Source organism: Bailinhaonella thermotolerans, assembly GCF_003594875.1.
GTDB lineage: Bacteria > Actinomycetota > Actinomycetes > Streptosporangiales > Streptosporangiaceae > Bailinhaonella > Bailinhaonella thermotolerans.
In genome coordinates this window covers 328,685-353,966 of record NZ_QZEY01000001.1, presented here as the reverse complement: position 1 = coordinate 353,966, position 25,282 = coordinate 328,685, and the positions used below count along the sequence as shown (strand labels likewise).

The window sequence follows — 25,282 nt, the reverse complement described above, 5'->3', positions numbered from 1 at the left end:
CGGGCTGGAGCGCGAAACAACCGGCCGACATTGGGTACGATCGGTGCCGGAAGCGGGAAGGGGACATGACGGCGGACTCGACGGGGCGGCCGGGCGGCGGGCCGGCGCGACGGCGCGGGGCGGCACTGGAGGAGGCGATCCTGCGCGCCGCGGTGGACGAACTCCTCGAATCCGGATACGCCGGGCTGACCATGGACAAGGTGGCCACGCGGGCCGGGACCAACAAGAACGCCATCTACCGCCGCTGGCCGAACCGCCTCGCCCTCGGCGTCGCCGCCTACCGGCATCTGGCCACCACGATCACGCCCCCCGACACCGGCAGCCTGCGCGGCGACGCCCTGGAACTGCTCCGCCAGGCCAACCGCTACTGGGGCTCCCCGCTCGGCGCGATCCTGCGCGACCTGCTCGCCGCCGCCGGCGGAGCGCCGGAGTTCCTGGCCCGGCTGCGGGAACAGTCCGGCGACGCGGCCGCCGCCCCCTGGCTGACCATCCTGGGCCGCGCGGTCGCGCGGGGTGAGGCCGCCCCCGAGGCGCTCCACCCGCGCGTCGCGACCGTGGCCATGGCCCTGCTGCGCGACGAGTTCGTCGTGCGCGGCGTCCCGGCCGCCCCCGACGAGGTGATCGTCGAGATCGTCGACGAGGTCTACCTGCCCCTCGTGCGCGGCCGTGCCCCGTCCTGAGATCGGCCCGCCGGGCAGGATCGGAGGTCGGGACGAGGCGACCGTCCCCGCGCCGGACGCCGGCGGCGCCTCCACACTGACCGCCGGGCCGAGGCCGGTGGCGAGGTGACGGAGCGCGACGCCCCGCCGCGACCGGAGCGGTAGCGTGGGCGGATGTCGCCTGCGGAGGCCGCGGAGCACCGGCTCGTCGTTCTCGCCGATCACTACCAGTTCTACCTGCAGGACCTCGGCGCGCACGGGGAGTGGACGCGGTCGTGGAGCGCCCGGGGCGGCCCTCCGCCCCGGGCCTGGGGCGACGAGTCCGGGGCGCGGAGGATCGTGGCGGAGCCGTACTCGATCACGGTGGGGACGGCCCGCTCCGACCTCGTGGAGGTGCTCCTGCGCGTGCGTCCGGACAGGCCCGCGGCGGACCTGGAGGCGGCCGAGCACGTCGTGGAGGCGGACCTGGACCTCCCCGGCGGCGAGCTGGCGGTGTACGGCCCCGCCGACGACCCGGGGGACGAGCGCCGCCTCACCCTCACCCCCGGCCGGTATCGCGTGCGCGTCTCCTACCTCCCCTCGGGACCTCCCGGGGAAGGCGCCGCCGAGCACGAGCCCGGCGACCACTTCCGCTACCGGGCCGACCTCTGGCCCACCCGCCGGGAGGGGGCGCCCGACGTCCTCAAGCAGGGCCCCGTCCCCTGGGCGGGCTGACCTCACGAGGGTCGTCACCGGACCGGGCTGGAGACGAGCGGCGCCCGGGCGTACGGCGGGCGAGGGCAGGCCACGCGGCAGCGCCCCTTCGAGCGGGTCTGGGGGCACGGCCTCGATCAGCCGGGCGTAGGCCGGGTGAGGGCGATTGACGGATCATTCGCGGGGTTGGTACAACCGGGCGAGCGTCGCGGTGCGCCCGGCCAGGAGACCGCCGAGGGCATGGAGGCGCCGGACCCCCGGAATTACCTGTGACGAGATCCGGCGAACGCCTGGCGGCGTTCGGCAACCAGTTGATCGAAGTACACCTCTGGCTCCGCGAGGAGCTCGCGGCGCTGCGCGAGGACGTCGACGCCTACCTCAGCGGCGGCGCGCGGCCACGTGAACTCCATGCCCACTGCCTGGCCTTCTGCTCGGCGCTGACGCGGCACCACACGGGCGAGGACGGCGGGGCGTTCCCCAGGCTCGGCGAGCGGTTCCCCGAACCGCGCCCGGTGCTGGAGGAACTGCGCCGCGACCACCGGCTGATCGAGGACGCCCTGCGGCGGTTCGAGAGCCTCGTCGCCGGGCTGGACCGGCGGGCGGACCCCGCCGGGGCCCGCCGCGAGATGGACACCCTCGCCGCGCTCATGGAGACGCACTTCGTCTACGAGGAGAAGCGGATCGCCGCGGCCCTCAACGCCCTGGACGTCCCGGCCTGGGACCGCTCCCGCCCCGCCTTCCTCGTCACCGAGGACACCGAGGACACCGAGGACACCGAGCCCTGACCGGGCCCGGAACCCGCCGGCCGCGGCCACGTTCATACGCTCCCGATGCCGGGGGCCGTTCCCGGGCGAGGCCTCCCGGGGCGTACGACGGGGCGGGGCCGGTCAGGCGCGGAAGGGGGTGTAGGGGCTGTGGCCGCGCTGGTAGACGGGGTGGCCCAGGACATAGGTGGCGACGGTGCAGCGCTCGTCGCCGAGGATGGTGAGGGCGAAGAGCCGGTCGTGGACGCTCTGGGCGGCCTCGACGCGGCGGCGCAGGGCCGGGGTGGCGCCCAGGTCGAGGACGACGAAGTCGGCCTCCATCCCCGGCTGGAAGGAGCCGACCCTGTCCTGGAGGCGCAGCGCCTCGGCGCCGCCCCGGGTGGCCAGGTAGAGGCCGCGCAGCGCGGTCAGGGTGTGGCGGCGCGGTTCGGGGAGGCGGTCGGGGAAGCCGTTGCCGAGCTGCACGGCCTTGTAGGCGTCGCCGAGGGTGTGCAGGAGGCTGTAGCTGGTCCCGGCGCCGATGTCGGTGCCGAGCCCGACCGGGACGCCGGCGTCGCGGGTCCGGTGCAGGCGGAAGAAGCCGCTGCCCAGGAACAGGTTCGAGGTCGGGCAGAAGGAGACCCCGGCGCCGCGCGCCCGCAGGACCTGCCGGTCGCGGGCCGGGCCCCGGTGGCGGTGGCGGCACTTGCGGGGCCGCGGGTGGTACTCGTGGTCGGGCCAGACGCAGTGGGCCCAGATCGTGCGGGGGCCGACCAGGCCGCACCGGTCGTAGACGTCCAGGTAGGAGCGCAGGCGCCGGCCGGGGAAGGCGTCGCAGAACAGGTCCATGACCAGGTCGATCTCGTCGCGGTTCTCCGCCAGGTGGCTCTGGGCCCAGACCGGCTCGCCCTTGCCGGCGAACTCCCGGTACAGCTCGCCCGCGGCCTTCAGCGCCCGCAGCGTGGAGGTGGGGGCGAAGCGCGGGGTGATGCAGTAGCACAGCCGGCTGGAGCCGTACGGGTCGGAGGCGCTGCCGCGGCGGCCGTTGTAGCGCTCGATCAGGTCGCGGGTCAGCTCCTGGCCGTGCCGCCAGTCGCGGTCCAGGTAGGCGTCGGGGACGGTGCCGCCGCCGCTGTCCATGAGCACCTTGCCCGCCACCATGCGCAGGTTCAGCCGCAGCGCCTGGTCGAAGAACGCCTCGGTGGACTGGGGGTAGGTGGTGGTGTGCACGGCGGCCGTGGTGGTCCCGGCCGAGAGCAGGATGTTCAGGAAGTCCCAGGACGCCTGGGCGGCGTAGTCCCGGTCCTCGAACCGCATCTCGGCCGGGTAGATGTACTTCTTCAGCCACGGCAGGAGCTGGCCCCCGGGTGAGGCGACGGCGTCGATCTGCCCCGAGTGGATGTGGGTGTCGATGAATCCGGGCAGGATCAGGTGGCCGCGGTGGTCGGCGACCCGCGCGGCGGGCGGCCGCGACTCCCAGGGCCCCGCGTAGACGACGTGCCCGCGGTGCACGACCAGCGCCCCGTCCTCGAACAGGTGGGTGTGCGCGTTCCCGTGCTCCCGGTCCCCGGGGTCGCCGGTGAAGTGCAGCACCGTCCCCCGGTGGCAGACGGGCCCGTCGCCCGCGGCCTCGTGCCCGCCGCCCGGCCCGGTCCATCCGGCGGTCACGGTCGCGCCCGCGGCCAGGCCCGCGCCGCCCAGCAGCAGCCTGCGCCGATCCACCCGCGGGCCCTCGCCGCTCGCGAAGGCTCCGCCAGGAAGAAACCCGCCCATCCCAACCCCCCGAAAATGTCGCCCGGCGCCCGCCAACGTCCACGCCCTGCGGCGTGCCCGGGCGGACGTCTCCGATCATGACGAGGGCCCGCCCCGGAGCCGGGAGGCGCGAGGCCGCTTGCCGACATCGTGACGCTCCCTTGACACCCGCCCTGACGGCTCCGGCCCGGGCCGCGGTGACCAGGCGTCTTCGGCCGCCGGTCTCAAGATGATCACGTTCAGGGGGGCCCTGTGACGAGATCGGGAAGTGCGTAATAATCTCTCTATCAATTATGAATGACGTACACATCTATGAACGTGATCCCGACGGCCACCTCTACGATCCGCGCGTGCGGGCGGCGATGACGCGGCTCGCCGACGGCGAGGCCGACCTGCCCGCCTTCGAGGCGGCAGGCGCCCTCCGCACCGCCTACCACGCCGTAGAACGCATGCGGGCGCACGGCTCCGAGGGCAGGGGCCTCAGCGCCGGCGCCCTCGACGTGCTGATCCGGCTCAGCACGAGCGGCCAGGGCATCAGCATCGGCGACCTCGCCCGCGCCGCCGGGGTCAGCTCCCGCAACGTCACCGGCCTGGTGGACACCCTGGAACGCGACGGACTGGTCCGCCGCGTCCCCGACCCCGAGGACCGGCGGTCGGTGCTCGCCGAGATCACGCCCGCCGGCCAGGCGTGGATCGAGGCGTTCCGCAAACCCTCGCAACTCGCCATGCGGGCGATGTTCCAGGGCTTCACGCCCGAGGAACTGCTCGCCTTCCGTGACCTGTGCCTGCGGCTGGCCGCCAACCAGCACCGCCTGGCCGCCCACCTCCGACAGATCGGACCCCGGACATGACCCTGACCGCGCGGGACCGCACCCGCCAGGCCGTACGCGGCTATCACGAGGCGCGCTTCCGCGGCGACGCTCCCGCCGCCGCCGCGCACCTCGGCGAGCCGTTCCGGTTCCAGAGCCCGTTCATCACCTCCGACGACCGGGCCGGGCACCTGGCCACGCTGCCGGGCTTCGTGTCGATCGTGACCGGGGTCGAGCTCATCAGCGAGCTGTACGGCGACGCCGAGGCGACGCTCGTGTACGACGTGCACACCGCCACCCCGGCCGGCACGCAGCGCACCGCCGAGCACTTCCGCCTGGACGACGGCAAGATCGTCTCGATCATGCTGGTGTTCGACGCCGCGCCCTGGCAGTCCATGACGGCCCACATCCAGCCCTGAGCCCCTGGCGGCCCGCGTCCGGCCCTGAGCCCCTGACGGCCCGCGTCCAGCCCTGATGCGGGCCGTCCGCGTCCCGCCGGCCGGGCGCCCGCCGTACCCGAGCCCCCGCGCACCGTGGCGGTCCACCTCGCCCCCGCCGGGCCAGGATGGGTCCGCGGGTGGGCGGGGGTCCGCCGGCGGGCGCGTAGGGTACAGCGTGATCTCGATTCTGCTCGTCGAGGACGACGAGGTGATCCGCAGAAGCGTCTCGATGGCCCTCGAACGGTACGGCTACCGCCTGGACGGCGCCGCCGACGGGCTCGGCGGCCTGGAGGCGTTCCAGGCGGGCGGGCACGACCTGCTCGTGCTCGACGTGATGCTGCCCGGGCTGGACGGCATCGGCCTGTGCCGCCGGATCCGGGAGACCAGCCAGGTGCCGATCCTGATGATGTCGGCGCGCGGCGACTCGCTGGACGTGGTGGCGGGCCTGGAGGCCGGCGCCGACGACTACGTGGTCAAACCCGTCGACCTGCCGGTGCTGGTGGCCCGGATCCGCTCGCTCCTGCGCCGGGCCACCATCGCCGCGCCCGGACCCGGCCCGGCGCCCGGGCAGGCCCCGGCGGGCGCGGTGCTCACCTTCGGCGACCTGAGCATCGACACCGGCTCGCTGGAGGTACGGCGGGCCGGGCGCCGCGTCGAGCTGAGCCCGACCGAGCTGCGGCTGCTGCTGGAGTTCGCCGCCCACCCCGGCATCGTGCTGGAACGCGCCACGCTGCTGCGCGACGTGTGGGACTACGGCTGGAACGGCGACAGCCGCGTCGTCGACCTGTGCGTGCAGCGCCTGCGCAAGAAGATCGGGGCCGCGCGCGTCGAGACGGTCCGCGGGTTCGGCTACCGGCTGAGCCCCTCGTGAACCCGGCCTCGCTGCGCTGGAAGATCGCCTCGCTCGTCACGCTCGCCTCGGCCGTCGTCGCCGCCGTCGTGGGACTCCTGGTCCACCGGGCGACCTGGCAGCGCGCCCTGGACGAGGGCGAGGCCCGCGCCCAGACGGCCCTGACCACCGCCCTGGCCGCCGCCGAGCGCGGCGACGACCCCGAGGCCGTGGTGACCGTCGCGGAACTGCCCGACCCGCTCGCCTCCCGGCTGCGGCCCGGCCGCCCGGTCATCTGGTACGGGCCCGACCACCGGGGCGAGCCGTGGATGTGGGCGGCGCGGCCGTACGGCGATGACGGGCGCCGGGCGGTGAGCGCGCGGATCTCGATGGGCAGCGAACTTCTCGGCCTGCACGCCCTGGACCGCGACATGGTCAAGGCCGGGCTGCTCGCCCTGGCGGGGGTCGTGCCGCTGTCGGTGCTGGCGGCCGAGCTCCCCAACCGGCGGCTGCGGCGCATGGCCCGCACGGCCCGCGAGATCGCCGACGGTGACCTGTCGGCGCGCACCGACGCGCGCGGCCGGGACGAGATCGCCGAGATCGGCGCCGGGCTCAACTCGATGGCCGCCGGGCTGCAGCGCCGCCTGCGGGCCGAGCAGCGGTTCACCGCCGACGTCGCCCACGACCTGCGCACCCCGCTGATGGGCCTGGTCGCCGTGGCCGGGCTGCTCCCCGAGGGTGAGGCCACCGACCTGGTGCGCGACCGGGTGCGCGTGCTGAGCTCGCTGGTGGAGGACCTGCTGGAGGTCTCCCGGCTCGACACCGGCGCCGAGGTCGCCGAGCGCGTACGGGTGCCCCTGGCCGAGCTGGCCGCCGAGTCGGCGGCCCGGGTGGGGGCCGAGGCGCGGGTGCTGGCGCAGGGGGCGCCGGTGGCCGAGACCGACCCGCGCCGCCTGGACCGGATCCTGGCCAACCTCGTCCTGAACGCCCACCGCCACGGCTCGCCCCCGGTGGAGATCGCGGTGCGGGACCACGAGATCGAGGTCCGCGACCGGGGACCCGGCTTTCCCGCCGAACTCCTGGCCGACGGTCCCGCGCGCTTCCGCACCGGCGCCGCCGAGCGCGGGCGCGGCCACGGCCTCGGGCTGACGATCGCGCTCGGGCAGGCCCAGGTCATCGGCGCCGCCCTGACCCTGGCCAACGCTCCCGGCGGCGGAGCCGTCGCCACCCTCCGCCTGCCCGCCGCGCCGCCGGGCTGATACACGGCTGATACACGGCTGATACACGGCCGAGCCCGGGCGGAGACGCGGCGACGGCCGTACTGACACGCGGACGGCCCACCGTGGGCGGTATGCGATGTTCCTTCCTGATTCTCCTGCTGGTGAGCGCCCTGTCCGGCTGCGGGACCGCGCCGCCGGGCCCCGCGGCCGCCCCCGGGGCCGCGGGGCTGGGCGCGTCCCTGCCCTGGCCGGCCGAGGGCCAGGCGGCGGTCGAGGTGGAGGGCCTGGGCGCGCTGGGCGCCGGCGGCGAACCGGACCCCGTGCCCATCGCCAGTGTCACCAAGGTCATGACCGCCCACGTGATCCTGGCCCGCCACCCGCTCCGCCCCGGCGACGACGGCCCGCTGATCACCGTGGACCGCACGGCCGACCACGAGTCCCACTCGGGCCGGGAGTCCACCGTCCCGCTCCGCGAGGGCCACCGCGTACGGCTGCGCCATCTGCTGGAGCTCATGATGGTGCCCTCCGGGAACAACGCGGCCCGCCTCCTGGCTCGCTGGGACGCGGGGACGCAGGAACGCTTCGTCGCCCGGATGAACGCCGCCGCCCGCCGCCTGGGCATGACCGCGACGACCTACACCGGCGCCAGCGGCAACGAGGACAGCACCGTCAGCACCGCGCCGGACCAGCTCAAGCTGGCCAGGGAGGCGATGCGGGACCCGGTCTTCCGGGAGGTGGTGGCGCGGACCGACACCGCCGTCCCCGGCGAGGCCCGCCGCCTCCCCGCCACCAACACCCTGCTGAACAGGCACGGCGTCATCGGCGTCAAGACCGGCTCCGGCACCGCCGCCGGCGGCAACCTGGTGTGGGCCTCCCGCGTGCGGGGCCGCCTGGTCCTGGGCGTCATCCTCGCCCAGGCGGTGAACACCAACCCGGTCGCCGCCAAGGCCGCCGTCCTGGAGGAGGGCGAGCGGATGAGCGCCGCCGTCGAACGGTGGCTCCGGGCCCGCCCGGCCGCCCCGGGGCAGGAGACCCCGCCCGGAGCCGCCGGTCGCGAGGTCAGGGCACGTCGATGATGCGCCACAGCATCCGGCTGGCCCGGTAGGCGTAGGGGAAGAGCTGCACCCAGCTGTCGTTGTTGCCCGGGTCGCGCAGCCCCGCGGCGAAGAGCTTGTCGTCCGCGACCGCGGAGCCCGGCGACTGGTCGACGAGGAGGAGGGCGTACTGGTTCCCGTAGCGGCGGACGTACCAGTGCTGCTTGGCGTTCGCGGGCTGTCCCTTCTCCAGCCAGACCTCGTGGCCGTACTCCAGGGGTTCGTACTCGCCCTTGTTCTCGTCCTTGCGCTTCGGCTCCAGGTAGCGGTTGGCGTTGACGTTCTTGATCAGGTACGCGCCGTTGCCGACGTCGATGAACGACCAGGTGTTGTAGCCGTTGTGATCCTTGGGCTTGGCGTTCCACGCCTGGGCTATGTGGCGCGCGTCGTTGGCGTCGTTGGGGCTGAGCATGCCGCCGTTGTGCCAGCTGATGATGAGCTTGTTGCCGTTGGTGAGGTTCAGGTCGCCGTCGGGCATGGTGGTGCCTTCCTGGTACTGGGGGTGGTGGGGGGAGACGCCGGGCAGGCGGGACCGGACGCGGGTGAGGTGGAGCGCCAGGCCGTAACGGAGGTCCAGCCACAGGCGGCCCGCCTCGCCGGTCTCTCGCAGGCGCGGGTTGTCCAGGGTCGTCTCGGTGGCGGTGCCCGGGTTGACGCGGACCTCGACCTGTTCCAGGCACCAGGCGGGGTTCGCGCCCTCGGGCTCCACGCGGACGTAGGCGGGCTGGGAGAGCGCGTCGCCGAGGGTGAGCCGCGGTACGCGGGGGTCGTTGAACCCGGGTTCGGCGACGTTCGCGTCCCGGCCCAGCACGAAGCGGCGGGTGGCGCCGCGGTCGAGGGCCTCGCCCCCGGCGTTCAGCCGGAACTCGCGGCCGCCCAGGCCGAGGAAGACCCGGCTGCGGGTGTCGGCGTGCTCGACGTCGGCGGTCTCGGCGAGGACTTCGACCTGGGAGATGGGCACTCGGGATGGATCGGTCGGAGCGGTCGCTGGTGAAGCGGGGATGTCGGCCATTCACCTGTCCTTCTGGGGGGCTTCGACATCCCACTACTACCCTATGTAATGTTCTGACTACATTACGTAACCGTCAGGAGGGCCATCCTGACCGACACATTCCTGTGGTGGGCGTACGACCCGCGGGCCTGGGACGCCGGGCCGGGACGGCGGGGACACCATGGTGGCGCCGACCTTCACGCCGCCGTCTCCGCCTTGTGGGCCGAGCCTGGCAGCGCCCCCCGGTTCCCGGCGGTGGGTGATCTCCGAGATGCGCCGGGCGAGCTGGGCGGCCCGGCCCAGGGCCGCCACGACGTCCTGGTGGACCCGTAACCCCTTCCGGTGCGCCTGCTCGCACAGCCGGGCGACCTCCTGCGCCCGCGCCCGGGTCTGGCGCAGCTCCGCCAGGAGGCGGCTCTCCCGGCCACCCGGGTCGCCGCCGAGCCCGCCGTCCAGCCCGCCGCCGAGCCCGCCGTCCAGCCCGCCGCCGAGCCCGCCGTCCAGCGCGCCGCCGAGTTCGCCGTCGGGCGCGCCGCCGTACGCCGCGTCCGGCCAGAGGGGCGCGGATCGCCCGCGATCGGCCCGCGCCGCCCGCCGGTCGGCCCGCGCCGCGGCCCGATCCTCCGTACTCGCCTCGCGGTCGCGCCGTGCCTGCAGCCGATCCCGGCGCGCGGCGGCCTCGGTCCCGTCGGCCGCGCGATCGCGGCGCGCGGCGGCCCGGTCCCGCGGTTCGGCGGCGGCGAGGAGGTCGTGGAAGGCGCGCTCGGCGTCATCGGCGGCCGCCTGCGCCCGCTGAGCCTGGGCGCCGCGCTCGGCGGCGGCGGCATCGCGCAGCGCACCCGCCTCATCACGGCGCCCGGCGGCGAGATCGCGCCGGTCGGCCGCCTCATCCCGCGCCGCCGCGTCCTCGCCCGCCCCCGTGTGCCGGGCAGTCGCGTCCGGGCCGCCCGGCGGGGGCGTCGTGTCCCGGCCGCCCGCCCGGACCCGGCCGAGGCGTTCACGCAGCACCGCGGCCATCCGCCCGGCGTCGCCGTCCAGCCCGTCGCCCGCGGTCCGCTCGGCCACCCGCTCCAGCAGCGCCGCGAGGGCCCTGGCCTCCTGCTCGTCCAGCATCCCGGCCCCCTTCCCCAGGGGCGAGGCCGTCGCCCCAGGCGCCCGGACCCGCATCGAGCCCGGCATCCCATCATCCGCCAGCCCACCACCCGCCGACAGGCATAACGGGCAGAGAAAAGGCGCCGATGCCGTAACGCGCGGGACCGTCCCATCGCGCCTGCCGTACCGCTCCCGCGGCACCGGCGGCGGGAGCGGTACGGCGCGCATGCGAACAATCCCGTGGAATACACGACACAGGATGTCGTGATTGGCCGAGAGGATCGACTGCGTGATCTCTCAGACCCTGGGCGGTCACTCCCCACGGCCCGGGCGCGAGCGGAATCCGCCCGGCCGGACCTCGGCGGCCGGGCGCCGCCAGGTCCGGTGAGGCGGCGGCACCGCCGCGGCCTGGCCGTTCACTCACCGGAAGGAGCATCAGATGGGTTCTCAACTCAACCCGTGCCTGGCCTTCAACGGCGACGCGCGGCAGGCGATCGAGTTCTACCGGGACGTCCTCGGCGGCGAGCTGGAGATGGGCACGTACGCCGACTACGGCTCGGCGGACGTGCCGCACCCCGACAGGATCATGCATGCCACCCTCCGCACGCCGGACGGCTACACCCTGATGGCGTGGGACGTGCGGGAGGACATGCCTCACGTTCCCGGCAACAACGTCGCGGTCTTCCTCGGCGGTGACGACGCCGGACTCCGCGGCCACTTCGAGAGGCTGTCCGCCGGCGGCATCGTGACGCTGCCCCTGGGCGAGCAGTCGTGGGGTGACGAGGCCGGCTCACTCGTGGACCGCTTCGGCATCACCTGGATGTTCAACATCACCCAGCCCCGGTCCTGACCACCCCCGGCGACCGCCCGCCGGGCCCCGGCGATGAGGACGTGCCCGCTGATCGAGTACGTTGGCGGTAGGCGACTTAGCGTGATCCCCCCGAACTGTCGGAATTCCTTGGGGGGAGCGCGTCGTGCTGGCCTGGATCGTCCTCATCGTCTCCGGCATCATGGAAACCGTCTGGGCCGCGGCCCTGGACGCCTCCCACGGCCTGTCGCGGCTCCGCCCCAGCGTCCTGTTCGTCGTCGCCCTGGTCCTGAGCATGGCCGGCCTCTCCTACGCCATGCGCGCCATCCCCATCGGCACCTCCTACGCCATCTGGGTCGGCATCGGCGCGGTCGGCACCGCCCTGTACGGCATGATCTTCCACCACGAGCCCGCCACCGCCGCCCGCCTCCTCTGCCTGGCCCTGATCATCGGCGGCGTGGTCGGCCTCAAGTTCCTCCACTGACCCACCTACCCACCCACCCGGCCGCGGCGGCGAGCCGTACGCCCGTCGGGCCGGGCCCGCCACCGCGAGGGCGACGTCATAACGCGGCGCGGGACCCCGGCCGGCCGGTGGGGCGGGGGGACGGACGGCTGCGCCGGCCTGTGCGGGACGCCGATCTCTCGTCGCCGATCCCGCCGGAGCGCCCCGCGCACGTCTCGTCAGCGAAGATCCCGGTTCGCCCGGTGCAACGCGGCGAGCACGAGCGGCAGCACGGCGAGCCACCCGTAGTGCACGACCTCCCAGTTCTCCTCGTCCGGATAGAGCCAGGGCCAGTACGGCCCGCGCAGCACCAGGCTCACCGAGGCGATCACGAGCAGGCCGCCCATGCCCGCCAGAGCGGCCGCCCTGCCGTGGTGCGCGCGCCCGGCGGCCGATGCCGTGAGCAGGCCGATCGCGACGCACACGGCGGCCTCGGCCGCCATCCCCGCCACCTTGAGCTGTCCGCCCTGGGGCAGCCTGGCCGCGGCGATGGCGCATGCCGTCCCCCACGACAGCCCCGCGGTGAGGCCCCCGAGGCCGCAGCGCAGCCACTGGAGGAGCCGGCGGGACACCGGGGCCGCGCCCGTACTCGCCGCCATCTCGTCGATCACGGCGAATCCGGCGGCGGCGCCCAGCATCACGCCCATCATCCTGAGCAGGGTGAAAGCGGTTCCGACGCTCAACGCGGAACCCGCCTCGACCAAGGAGGCCATCATCACGGCGAGCGTCCCCGCGACCGCGAGGGGGATCCAGTCGATCGCCCGCACGATCGGCCTGATCAACTGCATCACGAGCATGGCCGCCCCTTCGCGGGCTCGGCCAGGCGCTTCCCCTGCTCGGACCGCGGTCGCAGCCCGAGCAGGGGAAGCGCCTGGCCGACCGTGGTCCCGGGCTTGATCAGGGTGTCCCAATGCGTCCAGACGCGTCGCCGCGCGTCCGGCATCGCGAGCAGCTCGCGGGCATACCCCAGTTCGGCCGTGCCGTACCGGATCATGCCCAGCCGGGACTGCTCCGGCATGAAGACCGAGGAGCCCACCCGGATCTCCCGGTCCTCAGGCGGAGCGGGCGGGACGACGTGGCCGAGCAGCCACAACGCCACGAGGGCCCGGGCCTGGCCCCGCACGTCACAGCCGGTCCCCGGCGGGCGCAGGCCCAGCACGGAGCGGATGACCTGGGAGGCGAGCACGGCGCGGTGGGAGTCCTCGGCTCCGGCCCGTCCCCACACCATGAACGTGCGGATGGACCGCCCCTCATCGCCCTCCGCGCCGAACCAGGTGTCGGTCGTCTGCCGGACGACCGGCGGCCGGCGGCGCTCGGCCGGGGGCAGCGCCTGGATCACGGGGTTCACGGCCGAGACCCACGACGGGATCCACGCGGCGTAGTCGCGGAAGGCGCAGTAGGTGACGGCGTGGTGCGTCTCGCACCGCCGCGCGTCCGGCCCGAAATAGCGCCGCCGGACGCCGGCGTCCAGGGCGCCGGGCATCGCGGCCGGATCCGCCCGCGTGGTCACGGACCGGCGGTTGATCTCCGGCCCGGGAGCGGCGGCGGTCGCGGCGGCCCCCGCCGGCACCGTCACGGCCGCGGCGGTGAGGACCGCGATCACGCGCACCGGCCCGGCCCCGTGCCGGAGCAGGGCCAGGGCCGCGAAGAGGGCGATGGCGGCCAGGAGGTAGACGGCGTGCAAGACCGATGGCCGCTGCGGCCAATCGGGCCCGTGAAAGAGCACGACGGGCAGAAACCAGCTCCCGTAACCGCCCTGCTGACTGTTCAGCCAGGTGAGAGCGCCGATCAGGAAGGCCGCCGCGGGAACGGCGACCAGCGAGGGAGTCCACCTCCCGAGCAGGGCGCCCAGGGCCGCGGCGAAGGGCACGGCCAGGACTCCGCCCACCGCCTCGAAGGGATCGAACGCGCCCGCGACCGGGCCCATGGCCAGGCGCGCCAGCAGGTAGCAGAGCATGACGGGCAGCGCGATCCCGGTGCTGACGGCCACGGCCGCCAGGGTCGCGGCCTTGGTCCGTTCCGCGGCGCGGCCGGGAAGCGCGTCGAGCGTCCGCGGCATGCCATGCCGGGTGTCCCGGGACGTCGCGAGGTTGGCGGTGGTCATCACCGCCACCGCGAGGAGCAGCATGGCGCCCGACGTGCTCGCCGGATCGACGCTCATGTCGGGCAGCCACGGCCAGGTCGCCAGGAGCCGCAACCCCAGGCAGAGTACGGCCGCGCCCCACCAGAGCGGGCTGCGCAGCAGCCGGTGAACCTCGAACAGGAACAATGACCGAAGGATCATTCCGCCGCCCCGAACGGCTCGCCGAGCACCAGCAGGTATCCGTCCTCCACCGTCGGCGTGGCAGGTGACGCGCCCGGCGGAGGATCTCCCAGAACGCGGTAGCGCCCGTCCGCGGTCCGCCAGAACAGGCGGGAGTCACCGGGAGGCGCGTCGCAGATCCATATCCGGCCGGACGCGGCGGCGGCGAGTTCGCGCGGGGTCCCCTGGAACACCGCGCGCCCGCCCTTCATCACGATCACGCGCTCGCACAGGGCGGCGACGTCCTCGGTCTGGTGGGTCGACAGCAGCACCGTGCGGTTCTCGCCGAGCCGGGAGACCAGCGCCCGGAACCGCATGCGCTGCTCGGGGTCCAGGCCGACCGTGGGTTCGTCGAGAATGAGCAGGTCGGGCTCGCCGAGCAGCGCCTGGGCCAGGGCCAGCCGCTGCTTCATGCCGCCGGACAGCTTGCGGACCTTCGTCTTGGCGCGGTCGCTCAGGCCGACCTCCTCCAGGACCCGGCGCACCTCCCGGTGGCGTTCGCGCCGGTCCGTCATCTCCTTGAGGATCGCCACGTACTCGATCAGCTCGAAGAGCGTGAAGTGCGGGTAGAAGCCCGGGTCCTGGGGGAGGTAGCCCAGGCGGCGGCGCAGGTCCGTCCGCTGGCCTCGATCCGCCGGATCCAGGCCGAGGGCGCGCACCTCACCTCCGTCGGGGGCCAGTGTCGTCGCCAGGCTCCGCAGCAGGGTGGTCTTGCCGGCGCCGTTGGGGCCGAGCAGCCCGGTCACTCCCCGGCCGAATTCCAGGGTCAGGCCGTCGAGCACGAGGTTCCGGCCGTACTTCTTGGTCAGGCCGCGTACGGCCACGGTCGCGTTCATCGGGATTCTCCGGGATCGAAGCGGGCGCGCCGCAGGTAGACGAGGGGAACCAGGGCCGCCACGGCCAGGCCGTACACGACCTGGGCCGCCGGGGAGAAGAGCGCCAGCCCGTCACCGGCGAGTTCGGTGGAGGCAAGCACCGCGCCGAGCCAGGCGACGATGAGCACGGCGGCCGAGACCGGCGGCGGGAACCAGGTCGACAGGGCCAGGGTCGTCGCGGTGAGCGCGAGAGCGGGCAGCAGCCACGCCGTCGTCAGCCCCGGCGGGCCGGGCAGCAGCGGCGTCGCCGCGCCCGTCAGCGCCATCGCGGTGACCAGCACCGCGAGCGCACGCAGCAGCAGGACCCTGGCGCCCGCCAGGGGAGTGGCGGCCTGCGTCTCGTGGACGGGATCCACCCGGGGTCCGTAGGCGACGGCGATGCCCGCCAGTGGCAGCACGGGGGCGGCCACGAGGAAGGGCAGCAGCCCGTCGAAGGCGGCCGCGGGGTCCCGGCCGACCAGGTGGGCGGCCGCCACGGCGAAGGCCGTCACCGCGGTGACCGCGACCAGCCATCCCCGGGCCAGAGCGGGAGTGGCCACGAGGAGCGTGGCCACATGGCCGGGGACGCCGAACCGGCGCAGGAGCCGCGCCACAGGCCGTGCCCTGGGCCGGTCCACCAGATCCTCGATTCGCTCCCAGCTCGCGGCGAGCCACTCCCGCTCGTACGGCACCGCCGCGCGGCAGGGCTCGCACCGGGCGAGATGGCTCTCCACCGAGAGCACCTGAGCCGGTTCCAGGCGGCCGGTCACATAACGTTCGATCAAGTCCTCGGGCAGGTGCCACGGCCGGTTCATACGAGATACCCCCTGAGCCGGGCCTTGGCCCGCATGACGCGCGTCTTCACGGTCCCCTCGGGGACGCCGAGGAGGTGGGCGGCCTCGCGTGTGGTGAGGCCGTCAAGGACGGTCGCCTGGAGAGCCGCGCGCAGGTCGGGGGAGAGCCTGGCGAGCGCGTCGCCCAGGTCACCATGCTCCACGCCGACCAGGACCACGTCCTCCGCCGACTCGGTGATCAGGTCCGCGGCCTGGCGCGCCCCGGGACGCGACGCCCAGGGCGGGTGCCCGTCCTCGATCGCGGTGACCTGCGGGACCGTCCCGGTACGGCGCAGCGCGGAGATGAGCGTGCGGATCGCGATCGTCCAGATCCACGCGGCCGCCTCACCCTGCTCGGGTCGGTAGCGGCGCGCGTCGCGCCAGATGGCGACGAAGGTGTCCTGGATCGCGTCCTCCACCACGTCGGCGTCCGCGCATCGGCGGGCCAGCCGGGCCCGCAGCCAGGGGGCGTGCCGCCGGTGCAGGAGTTTCAACGCCTCCACCCGCTCGGCGGCGACGCTCGCGAGAAGGCCGGCGTCGTCGCTGTCGGGACCGACCGGAGGTGGTTCGCGGCGTCGCGTGAAGAACGGGTGCATATCTTGATCTATCGCATGATCTGCCGCTTTCGGTTCCGTGATCAGAGGACCAATTCGCCGAACGGCGGCCTCGCCCACGACTCCACCCTCAGATGGGGGCGCGGTTCAGCGGGGCGGGCGTTCGTCCGATGGGGGGCGGGGCGGGTTCAGGCGGGCGGGTGGTCGTCGACGCGGGTGGGGGCGAACGGCGCGGACTCGTCGCCGAGGCGGGTGGTCAGGTCGTCGGCGAGCCCGCCGATGTGCCGGTGGAGGAAGTGCCCGACGAGGCCGGGGTCGCCCATGCCGACCAGGCGGACCAGGTTCTCGTGTTCGGTGAGCAGGGTCCGCGCGGACGAGTAGTAGTGGCGATGCAGGCGGAAGGTGTGCAGCAGCGGCAGGCGCATGCCGTCCCAGAGCCGGCGCAGCCGCCCGACATCCGAGAGCTCGTAGAAGACGCCGTGCAGGTCCATGTCGGTGGTGACGAGGGCGCTCCAGTCCTCGTCGGCGGCGGCCTCGCGCATCGCGCCGAGCCGGGCGTCGAGTTCGCGGCGGAGGTCGTCACCGTGCCGGGTCATGGCGAAGCGGGCCGCGACGGGCTCGACGGCCTGGCGGACGGCGATGGTCTCCGCGGCCTCCCGCGCGGTCAGCGTGGCGACCCGCACGCCCCGGCCGGCGTGCGGCTCGACGAGCCCTTCGGCGCGCAGCGCCCGCAGCGCGTCGCGGACGGGGCCGCGGCTGGTGGCGAAGTGGTCCGCCAGCTCCTGGACGATGAGCCGCTGGCCCGGCTTCAGGGCACCGGAGATGATCATGTCGCGCAGGTCGGCGGTGACCCCGGCGCCCAGGCTGCCCAGGGGTTTCGGCCGCGCGGGCTCGTCCGCCGGCGGATCCTGCATGATCGGCCTCTCGTCACCGGAACCGAGGGTTCCTGCCTTTTGGTCAACCAAATCGCTCGCTCACGTAAGCATGATCGGCGGTCCGGAGTCAACGCTTCCTGCTGTTTACGATGATCCGTGAAGGATGTACCGTCTCGGTTCAGCGGAGTTCGGTCGACCAAAGATGGGGCTGATGCGCTGATGGCCGTCGCAGGGTTCGATCACCTCGTGCTGGTGGCGAAGGACGTCGCCGCCACACTCGACTGGTACCACCGGGTCCTCGGCGCCCAGGTGCGCGACCTGGACCGGTGGCGGCGGGGCGAGGCCGACCACCCCGTCCTGCACTTCGGCACGCACAAGATCAACGTGCACGACGCGGGCGGGGACCTCGCGCCGCGCGCGGCCGACGCGCGGCCGGGCGCGCTCGACCTGTGCTTCGTCTGGGACGCCGACGCCGAGGCCGCGCGGCGGCACCTGCTCGCCCACGGCCAGGCGGTCGAGTTCGGGCCGGTCGACCAGGAGGGGGCCCGGGGCGCGGGCCGCAGCGTCTACACCCGCGACCCGGACGGCAACCTCATCGAGCTGATCTGCTACCCGGCGGAGGGGCCGCGATGACCGACCGCTACGCCCGGATCCACGCCGCGATCGCGGGCCTGGCCGACCGGCTGTGGGAGGTGAGCTCGGATCTGCACTCGCGCCCCGAGACGGCCTTCGCCGAGCACCACGCCGCCGAGGTGCTGACCGGAGAGCTGGCGGCGGCCGGCTTCGCCGTCACCCGCGGCGTCGCCGGGCTGCCGACCGCGTTCACCGGCGCCTTCGGCCGCGGCCGTACGCCCCGGGTCGCGCTGCTCCTGGAGTACGACGCGCTCCCCGGCCTCGGGCACGCCTGCGGCCACAACCTCATCGCCGCCGCCGGACTCGGCGCCGCGCTCGCCCTGGCCGAAGCGCTGCCCGGGCTCGACGGCACCGTGCTCGCCGTCGGCGCCCCGGCTGAGGAGGGCGGCGGCGGCAAGGTGATCGAGGTCGAGCACGGCGTGTTCGACGGCGTCGACGCCGCGCTGATGTTCCACCCCGCCGGGCGCACCTGGCCCGCCCCGGTCCTGACGGCGTTCGCCGAGGTGACCGTCACCATGCGCGGCCGCGCGGCGCACCCGACCGGCGACCCCGAGCACGGGATCAACGCGCTCCACGCGCTGGTCCGGGCCTTCACCGCGATCACCGAGGAGAACGAGCGCCTGACCGCCGGCAACGACATCCACGGCATCATCACCCACGGCGGGACCGCGACCAACATCATCCCCGACCGCGCCGAGGCGCGCTTCGCCGTACGCGCGCCCACCTCCGCCGGCCTCGCCGCGCTGCGCGAGACCATCACCGCCCACGCCGAGCGGGCGGCCCGAGCGGTGGGAGCCACGGCCGAGGTCCGTGCCGCCGGCCCGGTCTACGACCACTTCCGCGACAACCCGCCGCTCGCCGGCCGGTTCACCGCGCACCTGGCGGACGCCGGCATCCCGGCCGACCCGCCGGAACCCGGCGTCTTCCTCGGCTCCTCCGACATCGGCAACGTCAGCACCGCCGTGCCGACCATCCACCCGCTGGTCGCCATCACCGGCCCGGAGATCTCCGACCACACCGCGGAGTTCGCCGCCGCCGCCGCGAGCCCGCGAGCGCGGGCCGCGCTCCTCGCCGCCGCCGAGGCGCTGGCCCGCACGGCCTCGGACGTCCTCCTCGACCCCCGGCTCCGCGAGGACGCCCGCCGCCACTTCCTCGCCGCCCAGCGCGCCGGCCGCTGACCGGGAACGGCGGGCCCGCGCCGCCGGCCGGGGATCCTCCTCCGCCCGCCCGCCGGCGCCCCCGCCACCACCGGACGCCACCTCGGTGACCGAGGACGATCTCGCCATGCTCCGGCGTCTCGCCACCGAACCAGGGCTCATCGGGCCGGACCGGGCGGGGTCCCGCGACGCGCGGGCCCCCGCGCGGCGGGGCGAGAACCGCGCACCGCGGCACGGGGGCGAACCGCGACCGGATGGGCATCCCGACGCACGCCGCGACTCGCCCGCGCCTCCTCGCCGGCCTCGGCTCATGCCGCGCTTAGCGGGACGCTGAGAGCCGGAGGAGTTTTGATGATTTCATCAGAATTGCGTAAACTCGCTGGTAGACGCTTCGGGCTACCCCCGGGGCGGGATCGCGAAACGGGCGCGGGCGATCCCCGCGTCGTACGACCAGTGAGGGAGGGCGCCATGCGCGCCGCAGTCACCACTTCGTCCGGGGTCGAGGTCCGGGAGATCCCCGATCCGGTGCCCGGGCCCGGGCAGGTCCTCGCCCGCCCGCTCGCCGCCGGCGTGTGCGGGTCGGACCTGCACCTGGCCGACGCCATGGCGGCCGAGGGGCCGTCCGCGCGGCCGTACGTCATGGGGCACGAGTTCTGCGCCGAGGTGGTGGCGCTCGGGCCGGAGACCTCCGGGCGGGTGCCGGTCGGCACGCGCGTGGTGTCCGTGCCGATGGCCGCCGGCCGGGGCGGGCCGGTCGGGCTGGGGCTGAGCCCCGAGCTGCCCGGCGCGTTCGGCGAGCTGATGGTGCTCCAGGAGGACCTGCTGCTGCCGGTGCCCGACGGGCTGTCCGCCGAGCACGCCGCGCTCACCGAGCCGCTGGCGGTCGGGTTGCACGCCGTCGCCCGCGGAGACGTCGCCGACGACGACCTGGCCCTCGTGGTCGGGTGCGGCCCGGTCGGGCTGGCGGTGATCGCAGCGCTGAAGGCCGAGGGGAACCGACGTGTCATCGCCGCGGACTTCTCACCGCAGCGCCGGGCCGTGGCCGAGCGCCTCGGGGCCGACCTCGTGCTCGACCCCGCCACCGACGATCCGTACGGCCACTGGGCCGACTTCGGGTTCACCGAGCTGCCCGGCGCGGTGGCGCTGCCGGAGGGGCGGCGCGCGGCCGGCGTGGTCGCGTTCGAGTGCGTCGGCGCGCCCGGCGTGCTGCGGCAGATGATCACGCGGGTGCCCAACCACAGCAGGATCGTGATGGTCGGCGTCAACCTCGAACCCGACACCATCGACCCGATCGTCGCGCTGCGCAAGGAACTGACCCTGGCCTTCGCCTACTCCTACCGGAAGGAGGAGTACGCTCGCACGCTGGACCTGCTGGCGCGGGGCCGGATCGACGCCGAGGCGTTCGTCACCGGCGAGGTGACGCTGGACGGCGTCGCCGGCGCGTTCGCCGAACTGCACCGGCCCAACGACCAGGTGAAGATCATCGTCCGCCCGTGAGCGGACGCGAGGGGGAGGGGACCATGGCCCGGGCCGAAGGTGAGGGCGGCTTCGCCCGCCGCCGCGCCGCGACCCGGGCCGCCCTGCTGCGGGCGGCGCAGCGGCTCCTCGCCGGGGGCCGCGGCGAGGAGGTCAGCATCCAGCGGATCACCGAGGAGGCCGGGGTCGGCTTCGGGTCCTTCCACAACCACTTCGACTCCAAGGCCGAGCTCTTCGAGGCGGCGGTACGGCTGGCGCTCGACGAGTTCGCCGAGATCCTCGAAGGCGCCACCCGGGACGCCACGGACCCGGCGGAGAAGTTCGCGGCCAAGGCCCGGCTGACCTTCCACCTGATCGACCGCCGTCCCCAGCTCGTCCGGATCCTGGCCCGCCACGGGCACCTCGCCGTCCAGGCCGAGACCGGCCTCGGCCCCCGCGCCCTGCAGGACATCGCCGAGGGCATGACGGCCGGCCGCTTCCGCGTCGCCGACCCCCGCACCGCCCTGTACGCCGTCAGCGGCGCCCTCCTCGGCCTGATCCAGCTCCGCCTCGAAACCCCGTCCCCGGACCCCGCCTTCGCCGAGACCGGCGCCGAACTCCTCCTGCGCCTGCTCGGCGTGCCCGACCCCGACGCCCACACCGTCTCCCGCCGCCCCCTGCCCCCGCTCCCGGCCGGCGGCGCCCGCCCCTGACCCGCCGGTACGGCTCGCGCGAGCCGTACCGGATGGGCGAGCCCATTTCCGTCGCGGCGGGCCGGGGCGCCCGTGGCACGCCGATGGGCCGCTCATCCGCCGGCCGGGCGCGCCGGTGGCGGCGGCGCGGGAGTGCCGGGCACGGGCCGGGGGTGCGACCATGGCCGGACGGGCCGGCGGGGGCCGGCCGCGCGCGGGCGGCCGCCGGCTCGGCGGGCCGTACGACCGTGACGATCAAGGACGGCGTGATGTCGCATTCCTGGCGCGGGTGGTGCCTGCTCCGCCCCGGGCTGATGCTGTACGGCGGGGCGGTCGGCGGGAACCGGCCGCACGCGCACCACGCGGTCCAGCTGATCATCTCCGCGGAACCCTTCACCATGGCCGACGCGCACGGCGGGCGGGTGACCACGCGGGTCGCGGTCGTCCCGCCCGACACCCGCCACGCGGTGCTCGCCGGATCCCCGCGGGCCCTGCTCGTTCATCTGGACCCCCGCAGCCTGGCGGGCCGATCCCTGCTCGCGCGCTCCGGCACGGGGCCCCGGGCGACCGCCTGGCCGCCCTCCCTCGCGCGGACGCGCCCCACCGGCGGCTCCCCCGCTCCCGCAATGACCGGACCGGCGGCCACGGGCCCGGCGTTCGGCGCGGGCGCGCGTCCGCTCATGTTCGCGGAACCGCCGATCGGTCACGCGCGCGCGGCCGAGGTGGCCGGGGCGCTGCGGACCGTGGAGCTGTGGACCGGTCTCGGCGGCTCCGACGGGGTCCCGCTCCACCCGGCGGTGGAGGCGGCGATCGCCGCGATCCCCGCGCTCCTGGGCCACGGGCCGGTTCGGCTCCGCGCGGTCGCGGACGAGGTCCACCTGTCGCCGAGCCGGCTGGCGCACCTGTTCGGCGCCCAGGTGGGGATCCCGCTGCGGCCGTACGTGCGCTGGCTGCGCCTGCAGCGGGCCATCCACCTGGTGGCCGGGGGAGAGACGCTGACGGCGGCGGCCCACGGCGCCGGGTTCACCGACGGCCCGCACTTCACCCGGGCCTTCCGGGTCGCCTTCGGGAACGCGCCCTCCGAGCTCGCCGCCGCGATCGACTGGGTGCCCTGACCGGCAGGGCGACCTAGCGCAGCTCGCGCTTGAGGATCTTGCCGGTCGCCGTCATCGGCAGGCTCTGGCGGAACTCGATGATCCGGGGATACTTGTAGGCCGCCATGTTCTCCCTGCACCAGGCGATGAGCTCCTCCTCGCCCACCCGGGCGCCCGGGACCGGGATGACGTAGGCCTTGATCTCCTCGCCGTGGGAGCCGTGGGGCACGCCGACCACCGCCGCCAGCGAGACGGCCGGATGCGTCATCAGGACCTCCTCCAGCTCCCGGGGATAGACGTTGAAGCCACCCCGGATGATCATGTCCCGGCCGCGGTCCACGATGGAGTAGTAGCCGTCCTCGTCGCGGGTGGCGATGTCCCCGGTGCGCAGCCAGCCGTCGCGCATGACCTCCTCGGTGGCCTCGGGCCGCCCGTGGTACCCCTTCATGACGTTGTGCCCGCGGATGGCGATCTCGCCGGGACCCCCGCCCTCGACGGTGTTCCAGTCGTCGTCCACCAGCCGCATCCGCACCCCCCAGACGGGGAAGCCGATCGTGCCGGGCTTGGTGGGCCGCCCGAGCTGGTTGAAACTGGCCACCGGAGAGGTCTCCGACAGGCCGTACCCCTCAAGGACGGGCGTCGCGAAGGCGGCCTCGAACTCCTTGAGCACCTCGACCGGGCAGGAGTCCCCGCCCGCCACCGCCACCCGGAGCGTCGAGGGCGCCTCCGCCCCGTCCGCCCGGAGCCTCGACAGCAGCGCCCAGAACATCGTGGGAACCCCGGCGAACATGGTCACCTTCTCCCGCCGCATGAGCTCCAGCGTCTGGCCGGGTTCGAAGCGCGGCTGGAGCACGAGCGTGGCGCGGCGGCGCACGCTCACGTTCATGACCGCCGTCTGGCCGAAGGAGTGGAAGAGCGGCAGCACGGCGAGCGCGACGTCACCGCCGGGGTCGGCGGGGAACATCTCGTCGGCGACCATGGCGTTGATCAGCATGTTGGCGTGGCTGAGCTCCGCCCCCTTGGGCCGGCCGGTGGTACCGGAGGTGTAGAGGATGGCGGCCGTGTCGTCCGGGCCGGTCAGCACCGTCTCGAACTCGGCGGGCACGCCGTCCAGCGCCGCCCAGAGCGACTCGCCGTACTCCGACTCGGTGGCCAGCGGCGTGGCCGGCAGGACGACGAAGTGCGCGCAGTCCTCGACGGCGTCGAAGGCCTCGCGGCCGCGCGCGCCCATGGGCAGCTCGGCGGATCCCTCGAAGCAGAAGAGCGCCTTGGCGTCGCTGTCGGCCAGGTGGTAGGCGATCTCGCGCGGTCGCAGCAGCACGTTGAGCGGGACCACCGTCGCCCCGGCCTTGAGGATGCCGAAATAGACGAAGGGGAAGTAGGGCAGGTTCGGGCAGAGCAGCGCCACCTTGTCGCCTCTGCCGATCCCCCGCGCCGAAAGGAGGCCGGCCACCTGGTTCGCCACCGAGTTCACCGTGGAGTACGGCAGGCGCAGGTCGCCGAAGACCAGGGCGGTGCGGTCCGGAGTGCGTTCGGCGCTGTCTTCGAGGATGACGGACAAGTTGAGCATCGCGGTCCTTTCCACGGATGTTCGGACAGCCGCCCGGGCCGCGTCCACGGACGTTCGTACGCATCCGAGGATGCGCTGCCGCCTCCGGCCGGGGCTTGTACGAACGTGCTGACCCGGACCCGGACCCGGACCCGGGCTCCGGCCGCTCCGGCTTCGAGGGCGCACGGCGCGCGAGGCCGTGCCCCTGTGGGTTCGTCAGGGGCGGGCGTCAGATCCGGGCGGCGCGGCAGGCGAGCTGGAGGGCCAGGCGCTGCTGGGGGTCGGCCAGGTCGGCGTGGAGGAGGGACTCGATGCGGCGGACGTTCTTGCTGACGGCGTTGCGGTGCATGTGCAGCTCGGCCGCGGCGCGGGCGGGGGAACCGTGGTGGTCGAGATAGGCGCGCAGGATGGCGAGCAGGCGCGCCGCCCGCTCGCCGCCCAGGTCCAGGATGGGCTGGAGGAGCTCGCGGACCGCCTGCTGGGCGGCGTCGGAGGAGTACCACTCCTCCAGCATCCGGTCCAGCCCCGCCAGATCGTAGGTGGCCAGCGGCAGCGGGCTGCGGCGCAGCGCCGTACGGGCCTCCGAGGCGCAGGTGCGCAGGCCCAGCACGCCAGGGTGGGCGGTGCTGACGCCGCAGCGCAGCTCGGCCCCGGCCGGGCGGACCCGCTCCAGCAGCAGCGCGGCGTCGCGCACCGCCTCCCGCAGCCCCGCCCGGCCCTCGTCGCGGGGCCGGCTGCGGACGACGATGAGGGCGTCGCCGGCCAGGGCGGCGTTCCAGGAGGGGCCCACGATCTCCCGGGCGGCGCGGGCGGCCCGGGAGGCGACCGTCTCCAGCAGGGCGTAGCGTTCGGGGCCCTCGCCGAGCGCCGGTTCCAGCCGCAGCACGACGTGCCAGTCGTCGACGGGCAGCCCCAGGGCTCGGGCCCGCGCCACCAGCTCCTGGGCCTGCTTCTCGGGGGCGACCAGCAGCTCGGTCAGCAGCCGAGCGCGCGAGCGCCAGGGCAGCTCGTCCGGCTGGCCCGCGGCGGCGGCCAGTTCCGCCAGGCGGAGCACGATCCCGGCGGCCCGGCCCAGGTGTCCGGTGAGCGGTTCGGCGGTGAAGACGCCGTCCTCGGCCCGCACCCCGACGCCGAGCGCCGCGCCGGCCTCGGCGGCCATCCGCTCGGGGGAGCCTCCCGCGCGCAGCACGCCCTCGGCCGCCTCCGCGGCTCGCTCCAGCGCGTCCGCCGCGTCGCCCGCCAGGGCCCGGTCGAGGGCGACGACCAGCTCGGCCAGGTCGCCGCCGGCGGCGAGCAGCGCCACCCCGCCGCGCTCGGCGAGCGCGGCGGCCGTGCGCCCCACCTCGGCCGGGCGGTCCCCGGTCAGCACCAGACCGGCCGCGCCCGCCGCCGCGGCGTCGCGCAGCGCGACGTCGAGCCGGTACCCGCCGGCCTCCCGCGAGGCCGCCTCGGTCAGCACCAGGACCGACCCGCGCGGCTGGGCCGCCACGCGGCGCAGGTCCTCGACCAGGCGCACGCCCGAGGCCGCGCCCGCGAGCTCCGGGCCGGCCAGATGACGCAGATGTTTTCGCAGGTACACCCCGAAAGTGTGCCAGCGGCACACCGGCAAGGCCAATCGGGGGCTGTCAGCACATATGGCTTGACCTGCGGTT

Annotated in this window: 26 protein-coding genes; 15 read left to right on the top strand and 11 right to left on the bottom strand. The window is 74.8% G+C overall.

The annotated features are described in order from the left end of the window. Nucleotides 1-65: 65 nt before the first annotated feature. From D5H75_RS01655 to D5H75_RS01645, 3 genes are all read left to right on the top strand, one after another. Nucleotides 66-680, top strand: a complete 615-nt coding sequence (locus D5H75_RS01655) for a TetR/AcrR family transcriptional regulator (protein ID WP_119924503.1) — start codon at nt 66-68, stop codon at nt 678-680. Between the two features lie 153 nt (nt 681-833). Further along, a complete protein-coding gene (locus D5H75_RS01650; protein WP_119924502.1) occupies nt 834-1,373 on the top strand; it encodes a hypothetical protein in 540 nt (179 codons plus the stop codon). Between the two features lie 248 nt (nt 1,374-1,621). Then, on the top strand, nt 1,622-2,137 hold the full coding sequence (locus D5H75_RS01645) for a hemerythrin domain-containing protein (protein ID WP_202637728.1): 516 nt from the start codon (nt 1,622-1,624) through the stop codon (nt 2,135-2,137). A 102-nt stretch (nt 2,138-2,239) separates the two neighbouring features. Here D5H75_RS01645 and guaD read toward each other — a convergent pair whose 3' ends face one another. Next, entirely contained in the window at nt 2,240-3,817 is a 1,578-nt protein-coding gene (gene guaD / locus D5H75_RS01640; RefSeq protein WP_202637727.1) for a guanine deaminase, read from the bottom strand. 380 nt (nt 3,818-4,197) lie between these two features. On the opposite strand from guaD, the gene D5H75_RS01635 reads away from it, so the two are divergent. The 5 genes from D5H75_RS01635 to D5H75_RS01615 all read left to right on the top strand — a co-directional run bounded on the left by D5H75_RS01635 (nt 4,198) and on the right by D5H75_RS01615 (nt 8,221). Beyond that, the gene (locus D5H75_RS01635) at nt 4,198-4,698 is read left to right on the top strand and encodes a MarR family winged helix-turn-helix transcriptional regulator (RefSeq protein ID WP_202637726.1); all 501 of its coding nucleotides are present in this window, start codon (nt 4,198-4,200) and stop codon (nt 4,696-4,698) included. Continuing rightward, a complete protein-coding gene (locus tag D5H75_RS01630) occupies nt 4,695-5,075 on the top strand; it encodes a nuclear transport factor 2-like protein (protein WP_202637725.1) in 381 nt (126 codons plus the stop codon). The genes D5H75_RS01635 and D5H75_RS01630 overlap by 4 nt, the downstream gene beginning before the upstream one ends. Nucleotides 5,076-5,271: 196 nt before the next feature. After that, nucleotides 5,272-5,967 carry a two-component system response regulator CseB gene (gene cseB, locus D5H75_RS01625; RefSeq protein ID WP_277949909.1) on the top strand — a complete coding sequence of 232 codons (696 nt, stop codon included), beginning with the start codon at nt 5,272-5,274 and terminating at the stop codon, nt 5,965-5,967. Further along, nucleotides 5,964-7,184 carry a sensor histidine kinase gene (locus D5H75_RS01620; protein ID WP_242453931.1) on the top strand — a complete coding sequence of 407 codons (1,221 nt, stop codon included), beginning with the start codon at nt 5,964-5,966 and terminating at the stop codon, nt 7,182-7,184. The genes cseB and D5H75_RS01620 overlap by 4 nt, the downstream gene beginning before the upstream one ends. A 92-nt stretch (nt 7,185-7,276) precedes the next feature. Beyond that, the gene (locus D5H75_RS01615; protein WP_119924497.1) at nt 7,277-8,221 is read left to right on the top strand and encodes a D-alanyl-D-alanine carboxypeptidase family protein; all 945 of its coding nucleotides are present in this window, start codon (nt 7,277-7,279) and stop codon (nt 8,219-8,221) included. On the opposite strand, the gene D5H75_RS41180 is transcribed toward D5H75_RS01615, so the two are convergent. Both D5H75_RS41180 and D5H75_RS41175 read right to left on the bottom strand, forming a co-directional pair. Continuing rightward, a complete protein-coding gene (locus tag D5H75_RS41180; RefSeq protein ID WP_202637724.1) occupies nt 8,205-9,200 on the bottom strand; it encodes an RICIN domain-containing protein in 996 nt (331 codons plus the stop codon). The two genes, D5H75_RS01615 and D5H75_RS41180, sit on opposite strands and share 17 nt — an antisense overlap. Before the next feature lie 108 nt (nt 9,201-9,308). Further along, complete coding sequence (locus D5H75_RS41175) at nt 9,309-10,343, bottom strand: hypothetical protein (protein ID WP_202637723.1); 1,035 nt, start codon at nt 10,341-10,343, stop codon at nt 9,309-9,311. Nucleotides 10,344-10,761: 418 nt separating this feature from the next. Between D5H75_RS41175 and D5H75_RS01595 the strand changes: the two genes are divergently transcribed. Both D5H75_RS01595 and D5H75_RS01590 read left to right on the top strand, forming a co-directional pair. Next, nucleotides 10,762-11,172, top strand: coding sequence for a VOC family protein (locus tag D5H75_RS01595; RefSeq protein ID WP_119924496.1), 411 nt, complete (start codon nt 10,762-10,764; stop codon nt 11,170-11,172). Between the two features lie 127 nt (nt 11,173-11,299). Beyond that, nucleotides 11,300-11,614, top strand: a complete 315-nt coding sequence (locus D5H75_RS01590) for a DMT family transporter (protein ID WP_119925166.1) — start codon at nt 11,300-11,302, stop codon at nt 11,612-11,614. Nucleotides 11,615-11,811: 197 nt separating this feature from the next. On the opposite strand, the gene D5H75_RS01585 is transcribed toward D5H75_RS01590, so the two are convergent. From D5H75_RS01585 to D5H75_RS01560, 6 genes are all read right to left on the bottom strand, one after another. Beyond that, entirely contained in the window at nt 11,812-12,429 is a 618-nt protein-coding gene (locus D5H75_RS01585; protein ID WP_119924495.1) for a hypothetical protein, read from the bottom strand. Beyond that, nucleotides 12,420-13,916, bottom strand: coding sequence for a hypothetical protein (locus tag D5H75_RS01580; RefSeq protein WP_147425033.1), 1,497 nt, complete (start codon nt 13,914-13,916; stop codon nt 12,420-12,422). Before D5H75_RS01580 ends, D5H75_RS01585 begins: the two co-directional genes overlap by 10 nt. After that, a complete protein-coding gene (locus D5H75_RS01575) occupies nt 13,913-14,770 on the bottom strand; it encodes an ABC transporter ATP-binding protein (protein WP_119924493.1) in 858 nt (285 codons plus the stop codon). The genes D5H75_RS01580 and D5H75_RS01575 overlap by 4 nt, the downstream gene beginning before the upstream one ends. Then, nucleotides 14,767-15,603 carry a zf-HC2 domain-containing protein gene (locus D5H75_RS01570; protein ID WP_119924492.1) on the bottom strand — a complete coding sequence of 279 codons (837 nt, stop codon included), beginning with the start codon at nt 15,601-15,603 and terminating at the stop codon, nt 14,767-14,769. Before D5H75_RS01570 ends, D5H75_RS01575 begins: the two co-directional genes overlap by 4 nt. Further along, nucleotides 15,600-16,217 (bottom strand): RNA polymerase sigma factor, encoded by a 618-nt coding sequence (locus D5H75_RS01565; protein WP_119924491.1) that lies wholly within the window; start codon nt 16,215-16,217, stop codon nt 15,600-15,602. Before D5H75_RS01565 ends, D5H75_RS01570 begins: the two co-directional genes overlap by 4 nt. 146 nt (nt 16,218-16,363) lie before the next feature. Then, entirely contained in the window at nt 16,364-17,089 is a 726-nt protein-coding gene (locus D5H75_RS01560; protein ID WP_119924490.1) for a GntR family transcriptional regulator, read from the bottom strand. A 180-nt stretch (nt 17,090-17,269) separates the two neighbouring features. Between D5H75_RS01560 and D5H75_RS01555 the strand changes: the two genes are divergently transcribed. The 5 genes from D5H75_RS01555 (at nt 17,270) to D5H75_RS01535 (ending at nt 22,102) form a co-directional block, all read left to right on the top strand. Continuing rightward, the gene (locus D5H75_RS01555; protein ID WP_119924489.1) at nt 17,270-17,683 is read left to right on the top strand and encodes a VOC family protein; all 414 of its coding nucleotides are present in this window, start codon (nt 17,270-17,272) and stop codon (nt 17,681-17,683) included. Continuing rightward, the gene (locus D5H75_RS01550; protein ID WP_119924488.1) at nt 17,680-18,861 is read left to right on the top strand and encodes an amidohydrolase; all 1,182 of its coding nucleotides are present in this window, start codon (nt 17,680-17,682) and stop codon (nt 18,859-18,861) included. Before D5H75_RS01555 ends, D5H75_RS01550 begins: the two co-directional genes overlap by 4 nt. 447 nt (nt 18,862-19,308) lie before the next feature. After that, entirely contained in the window at nt 19,309-20,337 is a 1,029-nt protein-coding gene (locus tag D5H75_RS01545) for a zinc-binding dehydrogenase (RefSeq protein WP_119924487.1), read from the top strand. Then, a complete protein-coding gene (locus D5H75_RS01540; RefSeq protein WP_202637722.1) occupies nt 20,334-21,008 on the top strand; it encodes a TetR/AcrR family transcriptional regulator in 675 nt (224 codons plus the stop codon). The genes D5H75_RS01545 and D5H75_RS01540 overlap by 4 nt, the downstream gene beginning before the upstream one ends. Before the next feature lie 248 nt (nt 21,009-21,256). Beyond that, entirely contained in the window at nt 21,257-22,102 is an 846-nt protein-coding gene (locus tag D5H75_RS01535) for a helix-turn-helix transcriptional regulator (RefSeq protein ID WP_202637721.1), read from the top strand. A 13-nt stretch (nt 22,103-22,115) separates the two neighbouring features. Here the strand turns inward: D5H75_RS01535 and D5H75_RS01530 are convergent, their stop codons facing one another. Together D5H75_RS01530 and D5H75_RS01525 are read right to left on the bottom strand one after the other, a co-directional pair. Continuing rightward, a complete protein-coding gene (locus tag D5H75_RS01530) occupies nt 22,116-23,651 on the bottom strand; it encodes a long-chain-fatty-acid--CoA ligase (protein ID WP_119924484.1) in 1,536 nt (511 codons plus the stop codon). 208 nt (nt 23,652-23,859) lie between these two features. Then, the gene (locus D5H75_RS01525) at nt 23,860-25,209 is read right to left on the bottom strand and encodes a PucR family transcriptional regulator (protein WP_242453930.1); all 1,350 of its coding nucleotides are present in this window, start codon (nt 25,207-25,209) and stop codon (nt 23,860-23,862) included. Between the last annotated feature and the right edge of the window lie 73 nt (nt 25,210-25,282).

Bases quoted from the DNA above. Each gene is read 5' to 3' on its own strand.
- D5H75_RS01560 (WP_119924490.1), bottom strand. From the start codon at position 17,089: ATGCAGGATCCGCCGGCGGACGAGCCCGCGCGGCCGAAACCCCTGGGC.
- D5H75_RS01655 (WP_119924503.1), top strand. From the start codon at position 66: ATGACGGCGGACTCGACGGGGCGGCCGGGCGGCGGGCCGGCGCGACGG.
- D5H75_RS01575 (WP_119924493.1), bottom strand. From the start codon at position 14,770: ATGAACGCGACCGTGGCCGTACGCGGCCTGACCAAGAAGTACGGCCGG.
- D5H75_RS01565 (WP_119924491.1), bottom strand. From the start codon at position 16,217: ATGCACCCGTTCTTCACGCGACGCCGCGAACCACCTCCGGTCGGTCCC.
- D5H75_RS01530 (WP_119924484.1), bottom strand. From the start codon at position 23,651: ATGCTCAACTTGTCCGTCATCCTCGAAGACAGCGCCGAACGCACTCCG.
- D5H75_RS01585 (WP_119924495.1), bottom strand. From the start codon at position 12,429: ATGCTCGTGATGCAGTTGATCAGGCCGATCGTGCGGGCGATCGACTGG.
- D5H75_RS41175 (WP_202637723.1), bottom strand. From the start codon at position 10,343: ATGCTGGACGAGCAGGAGGCCAGGGCCCTCGCGGCGCTGCTGGAGCGG.
- D5H75_RS01595 (WP_119924496.1), top strand. From the start codon at position 10,762: ATGGGTTCTCAACTCAACCCGTGCCTGGCCTTCAACGGCGACGCGCGG.
- D5H75_RS01555 (WP_119924489.1), top strand. From the start codon at position 17,270: ATGGCCGTCGCAGGGTTCGATCACCTCGTGCTGGTGGCGAAGGACGTC.
- D5H75_RS01650 (WP_119924502.1), top strand. From the start codon at position 834: ATGTCGCCTGCGGAGGCCGCGGAGCACCGGCTCGTCGTTCTCGCCGAT.
- D5H75_RS01615 (WP_119924497.1), top strand. From the start codon at position 7,277: ATGCGATGTTCCTTCCTGATTCTCCTGCTGGTGAGCGCCCTGTCCGGC.
- D5H75_RS01550 (WP_119924488.1), top strand. From the start codon at position 17,680: ATGACCGACCGCTACGCCCGGATCCACGCCGCGATCGCGGGCCTGGCC.
- D5H75_RS01570 (WP_119924492.1), bottom strand. From the start codon at position 15,603: ATGAACCGGCCGTGGCACCTGCCCGAGGACTTGATCGAACGTTATGTG.
- D5H75_RS01580 (WP_147425033.1), bottom strand. From the start codon at position 13,916: ATGATCCTTCGGTCATTGTTCCTGTTCGAGGTTCACCGGCTGCTGCGC.
- D5H75_RS01535 (WP_202637721.1), top strand. From the start codon at position 21,257: ATGTCGCATTCCTGGCGCGGGTGGTGCCTGCTCCGCCCCGGGCTGATG.
- D5H75_RS01630 (WP_202637725.1), top strand. From the start codon at position 4,695: ATGACCCTGACCGCGCGGGACCGCACCCGCCAGGCCGTACGCGGCTAT.
- D5H75_RS01545 (WP_119924487.1), top strand. From the start codon at position 19,309: ATGCGCGCCGCAGTCACCACTTCGTCCGGGGTCGAGGTCCGGGAGATC.